This is a genomic window from Crenothrix polyspora (genome assembly GCF_900163755.1).
GTDB lineage: Bacteria > Pseudomonadota > Gammaproteobacteria > Methylococcales > Methylomonadaceae > Crenothrix > Crenothrix polyspora.
The window spans coordinates 1-5,237 of record NZ_FUKI01000057.1 but is presented as its reverse complement, the minus strand read 5'-3'; the positions used below and the strand labels follow the sequence as shown (position 1 = coordinate 5,237).

Below are 5,237 nucleotides of genomic sequence, written 5' to 3'. Positions count from 1 at the left end.
CCGATACTTTCAATATCAAGCTCGGCAAGAATATTTGCGTCAACAGCGGACTATGCAACTTGAATCCGAAGAAGCCAAGCAACGCGAAGCAGTAGCATTGCGGGAAAAGAACATTGCCTTGCAAGAAAAAGACACTGCCTTGCAAGAAAAAGACACTGCACTGCAAGAGAAAGACACTGCCTTGCAAGAAAAACGGGCTGCCCAGCAACGTGAACAGATCGCTCAACAGCGTGAACAAGCTGCCTTAGCTGAAGTAGAGCGGTTGAAGGCCTTGCTGAATAGGTAGCATTAATTAAGTATTCAAAGACGGTGGACAATTGAATGACAGTACCGTCTTATCCAGCTGGATGAGTACACAGGAGATGAAACAAGCCATGAACACATCGCGAAGCAGTGGTATTGTAAGAAAAACAAACCGTCTTAGCTGAACTTAAAAGCATTGTTCGGTCAGTAATTTTTTAGGCAGAACAGGATAAATTTAATTTTACGGCTACTCAGCAAATTTATTGTTCCCTGTGTTTTTTCATATTATTTCATACATACTATGTGACACTTTATGTCACATAGTGACATAAAATATCAATCTCACTAATATATCTCGTGCGTTCAGAATACGATCTACGCTAAAATAAAAACATTTAATCTATTGTTTTTTATTTGTATTTTTTAAATTTTACGTTATATTTCAGTAAAAATAAAAACTGGCATGACTCGTGCATTAAACACATTGAACCGCTTATTTTTTTATTACCCACACTTAGGAAAATACCATGAAAACCCAAATGCAAAAAGTACAACAAGGTTTTACCTTAATTGAATTAATGATTGTTGTTGCCATTATTGGTATTTTAGCAGCGATTGCAATACCCGCTTATCAAGATTACATTGCTAGATCGCAAATGACCGAAGCGATGAGTTTGGTTGCTGGGCCTAAAACAGCTATAGCTGAATATTGGGGGTCAAAAGGTGATTTCCCCAATGCTAATTCTGATGCACATGTTGCTACTGCCGGAGATATAAAAGGTAAATATGTGGCGACGGTAGGTATCGGTGGTGATGGCGATGCTACAGCGACCAAGAAAACCAAGGGTATAATTACAGCAAAAATGCAAGCTGGTATTTCACAAGGCATACAAGGCAAAATTTTACAGTTAAGTCCTATTACCCATGCTGGTTCAATTGAATGGTCTTGCTATTCAAATGCTGATGAAAAATATTTACCAAATAACTGTAAAAAAGGTGATCCACAATAATCTTTAATACTTAATTCTTTAAACAACAATGCCCTGTTTCTTAATGTTATAGGGCATTTTTATTATGATGACAACGTGTTAAAATCCATACCTCAATTTTTTTTGGTTGTTATTCTCTGTCTTTATGTTTGGATATATCATCCTGGTTTAACGGGTAGCTTTTTATTTGATGACTTTGCTAATATCAATAAACTCGGCAAATACAACGGCGTTAGAAACCTCGATACCTTCATTAAATTTGTCGGCAACGGCATAGCAGGCCCTACTGGGCGACCCATTAGCCTGTTAAGTTTTCTCCTTAATGGCACTAACTGGCCCACCGACCCGTACCCCTTTAAAGTTACCAACGTCATACTGCACGGCTTAAGCGGTGTGTTTTTATTTTTGTTGTGCCGGTTGCTGTTTATTAGTGTTAACCTTAAACCCCAACAAGCCTTTATTGCCGCCTTAATTACCACCAGCTTTTGGTTGCTGCACCCGTTTATGGTGTCTACCGTATTGTACGTAGTGCAACGCATGGCCATGTTAAGCGCCTTTTTTTCCATTGCTGGCTTGTGGTTGTATTGCAAAGGCCGCTTAGGTTTGGCGCATGATAGCCGTAAGGCTTATATTACTATGAGTGTGGCGCTGGGTTTGGGCACGCTGCTGGCTATTTTAAGCAAAGAAAATGGTGTGCTGCTGCCTCTGTTGGTTGCCTGCGTAGAACTGTGCATTTTCAAACACCCTAGCTCCACGGCAAAACCACTTAACCGTTATTGGGCATGGTTATTCCTAGTATTACCCAGCTTGGGTGTTATTGGCATATTAATCCATGACATTAACTCTTATACTTTTACCCACCCCTTTGGAAATCGTAACTTTAATCTGCCCGAACGCTTACTGACTGAAAGCCGGATAGTCACAGAATATTTATATTACTTGATAATTCCCAAGTTATCGTATCCCGGCATACTTAACGAGAACATCACCGTTTCCAAAAATTTGTGGAATCCACACACAACATTATTTTGCGTGCTATTTATTGTAGGCTTAATTTCGGCTGCATTGAGTTTACGTAAACGCTTGCCTTTTTTTGCACTAGCCATGTTGTTTTTCTTCGCGGGTCATGTCCTGGAATCAACAACAATAGGCTTGGAATTATATTTCGAACACCGAAATTATTTACCTGCTATTTTTCTGTTTATGCCAGCTGGGTATTTTTTCGTCACCCAAAGTAATCGTTTAATTAAAGGCGGTATTATCGCTGTGTTAGTGATATGCCCGTTGTTCACTTATCAACTCAGTACCCTGTGGGGCAACGAACTGGCCTTAACGCTGTTTTGGGCAAAACAAAACCCACATTCATCTCGCGCACAACGTACCGCTGCCCTTAGCTTAGAAAGTAAAGGTAATGATTTGGCTGCCCTGCAATTGCTCAGTCAGGCTAAACTCACAGTGACCGATAGCCTGGATTTGCACTGGCATTGGCTAGGTTTAAAATGCCGTGTAAACGGTGTGTCGGTTGCGGAATTTAACGACATTAAACAACTGTCTCAAACACTGGTGTTTAACGCTTATCACTTTAATATATTACAGGCCACTGTGGATACCTTGCTTAGCCCAGAATGTAAAGGCTTAAACGGTAACAACGCGTTAGAATTGTTAGATATTTTATTAACCAATCCTGGTGTGGTAAGCGACCAGCGTTTACTTTTTCAACCGCACCATCTTGAAGGGCAGATTTTTGCAGTCACCCATCAACCCAAAGAAGCCCTTGCCGAATACAAAACCGTATTGGATTTAACACAGAATGTGGAGCATGGCTTGGTGCAAGTAAGTGTTCTCGCATCGCAGGGTTATTATGCAGAAGCTCTACAGCATTTAAACGACATTGAAAAAATACTGGCAAACACGCCTAAAACGCCGCCTACTCAATTCAGCACAAAACTGGATTATCCTACTGAAATAGCCCGTATAAAACAGAATTTGCTGGCGGATATAAAAGCTAACTGATATTAATCAGAATTTGCTTTGCTGTTTCTTCATTCACTCAATTGATGTATGATGCGTGATGTTTGATGCAAACTTCAGGAGAACAAATATGCGAACAACCTTATCCATCGATGATGATGTACTTGCAGCCGTCAAAGCACTAGCATTTCAGCAACATAAAAGTGTTGGGGGAGTTATTTCAGCCCTCACTCGCCAAGCACTGCTGCCGCCTGTTACGCACAGTAATAATATGCGCAATGGCATTCCTCTATTGCCTATGCGTACCGGAGCCACGCCCGTAACGCCCGAATTGGTGAACCAGTTACGCGATGAATTGCCATGACCGTTTTCCTGCTTGATGTTAACGTATTAATCGCCCTGATTGATCCCGCTCATATTCAACACGATGCTGCACATGAATGGTTTTTAGTTTACGGACAGCAGGCTTGGGCAACCTGTCCGCTAACAGAGAATGGTGTACTGCGTATCGTCGGGCATTCTAGCTACCCTAATTCCCTCAGTACACCAGCGGCGGTAGTGCATTTGATGCAAGGATTATGCGCACTTCCAGGCCATAGATTCTGGGCTGACAACATCAGCCTGTTAGATAGTGAAAAAATAGATTCGGCGCGCCTACTCAGTTCCGGCCAGGTAACTGATAGTTATCTTCTAGCACTGGCGTATGCTAACAATGGGCAGCTAGCAACCTTCGACCGGCGGCTAGTAACGGATGCTGTGCGTAATGGGACACAAAGTTTACACCTTATCAATTGATATTCTGCCAATATTCCCATACATCGACCTACAAAACCCATTTACATCAATTGGTTGTTTTTTTGATGGCGTGAATTATGAGAGATTTAAAGCAATATACTTTTGAAATTAACCCCCTATCAGTTGAAGATGGCGGGGGATTCCTAATCTCTTTTACCGACTTTTCTGAGTGTATTTCGGGTAGTCCCCACAAAACAGCACAGTTATAAAAATCAATAAATTAAATACACAGCTATGTCAAAATTTTGAAAATACGAAGGACAGCAGTGACAAAAAACCCATACAAATCACCTGAATGCACGATCTCGCAACGCGAATATAGCGCATCTTGGTCTGATTACGAACTACTTGACGCAGGCAATGGCAAAAAACTAGAGCGTTGGGGACAAATCATTACCATACGTCCAGATATTCAAGCGGTTTTTAAGCCAGAATGGCCGAACAGTCACTGGCAACAGAGCGCGCATTGGGAATTTCAAGAGCATTCTTCAACACAAGGCAGTTGGTTAAATATTAAAGCAAATGCGCCTGAGCATTGGTCTATCAGCTATGATAATTTGAGTTTTAATCTGAAACTTACTAAATTTAAGCATGTAGGATTATTTCCAGAACAACACGCTAATTGGCGCTTTATTAAAAATCACACGCGTGCGGGTCAGAAAATTTTAAATTTATTTGCTTATACAGGGGCGGCTTCTTTAGTTGCTCGTAGCAATGGTGCAGACGTGGTGCATGTCGATTCGGTTAAACAAATGATTAGCTGGGCTAAAGGCAATATGGAGCATAGTCAACTTACCGATATTAAATGGGTGCTTGAGGATGCGTTAAAGTTTGCTCAGCGCGAATTAAAACGTGGTAACACCTACGATGGCATTATTATGGATCCGCCCGCATGGGGATTAGGCGCTAATGGCGAAAAATGGATATTGGAAAATCATCTGCCACGCTTGTTAGAAACCGCGCATGAACTGATGAATCAAGGCGCATTTCTAATTTTAAATACCTATTCTCCCAAGATAGCATTAACCGATTTAGCCGTCGCTGCCAATAGCTATTTTTCTGCCCCGCAGGTAGATATAAAACAACTTTGGCTGCCAGCAAAAACCGGCAAAGAATTATTTTGTGGTAATTTATTACGCGCTATTAAACGCGTTTAAAACATACAGCGTTTTCAACTTAGGAGCGTGCATGAAATAACTTGAACAACTTAAACGCCACCACCGTTCGTGCTGAGCCTGT

7 protein-coding genes (1 of these 7 running past the window's edge) are annotated in these 5,237 nt (G+C 41.3%); all 7 read left to right on the top strand.

Annotation, left to right across the window (positions count from 1 at the left end; translation table 11 throughout):
- A protein-coding gene (locus tag CRENPOLYSF2_RS03445) for an Rpn family recombination-promoting nuclease/putative transposase (RefSeq protein WP_217884059.1) crosses the window boundary here: on the top strand, positions 1 to 63 show its final stretch. Its footprint begins 615 nt before the window's first position; only the last 63 of its 678 coding nucleotides appear in the window; its start codon lies beyond the left edge, outside the window; the stop codon is at positions 61 to 63.
- Complete coding sequence (locus tag CRENPOLYSF2_RS18985; RefSeq protein WP_217884058.1) at positions 53 to 286, top strand: hypothetical protein; 234 nt, start codon at positions 53 to 55, stop codon at positions 284 to 286. Before CRENPOLYSF2_RS03445 ends, CRENPOLYSF2_RS18985 begins: the two co-directional genes overlap by 11 nt.
- A 484-nt stretch (positions 287 to 770) precedes the next feature.
- Positions 771 to 1,253 carry a pilin gene (locus CRENPOLYSF2_RS03440; protein WP_217884057.1) on the top strand — a complete coding sequence of 161 codons (483 nt, stop codon included), beginning with the start codon at positions 771 to 773 and terminating at the stop codon, positions 1,251 to 1,253.
- A 75-nt stretch (positions 1,254 to 1,328) separates the two neighbouring features.
- Complete coding sequence (locus CRENPOLYSF2_RS03435) at positions 1,329 to 3,245, top strand: hypothetical protein (RefSeq protein WP_087142565.1); 1,917 nt, start codon at positions 1,329 to 1,331, stop codon at positions 3,243 to 3,245.
- 88 nt (positions 3,246 to 3,333) lie between these two features.
- Positions 3,334 to 3,567 (top strand): CopG family transcriptional regulator, encoded by a 234-nt coding sequence (locus tag CRENPOLYSF2_RS03430; protein ID WP_087142564.1) that lies wholly within the window; start codon positions 3,334 to 3,336, stop codon positions 3,565 to 3,567.
- On the top strand, positions 3,564 to 3,998 hold the full coding sequence (locus tag CRENPOLYSF2_RS03425; RefSeq protein ID WP_087142563.1) for a TA system VapC family ribonuclease toxin: 435 nt from the start codon (positions 3,564 to 3,566) through the stop codon (positions 3,996 to 3,998). Before CRENPOLYSF2_RS03430 ends, CRENPOLYSF2_RS03425 begins: the two co-directional genes overlap by 4 nt.
- Before the next feature lie 266 nt (positions 3,999 to 4,264).
- Entirely contained in the window at positions 4,265 to 5,155 is an 891-nt protein-coding gene (locus tag CRENPOLYSF2_RS03415; protein ID WP_245807877.1) for a class I SAM-dependent methyltransferase, read from the top strand.
- Positions 5,156 to 5,237: the final 82 nt, after the last annotated feature.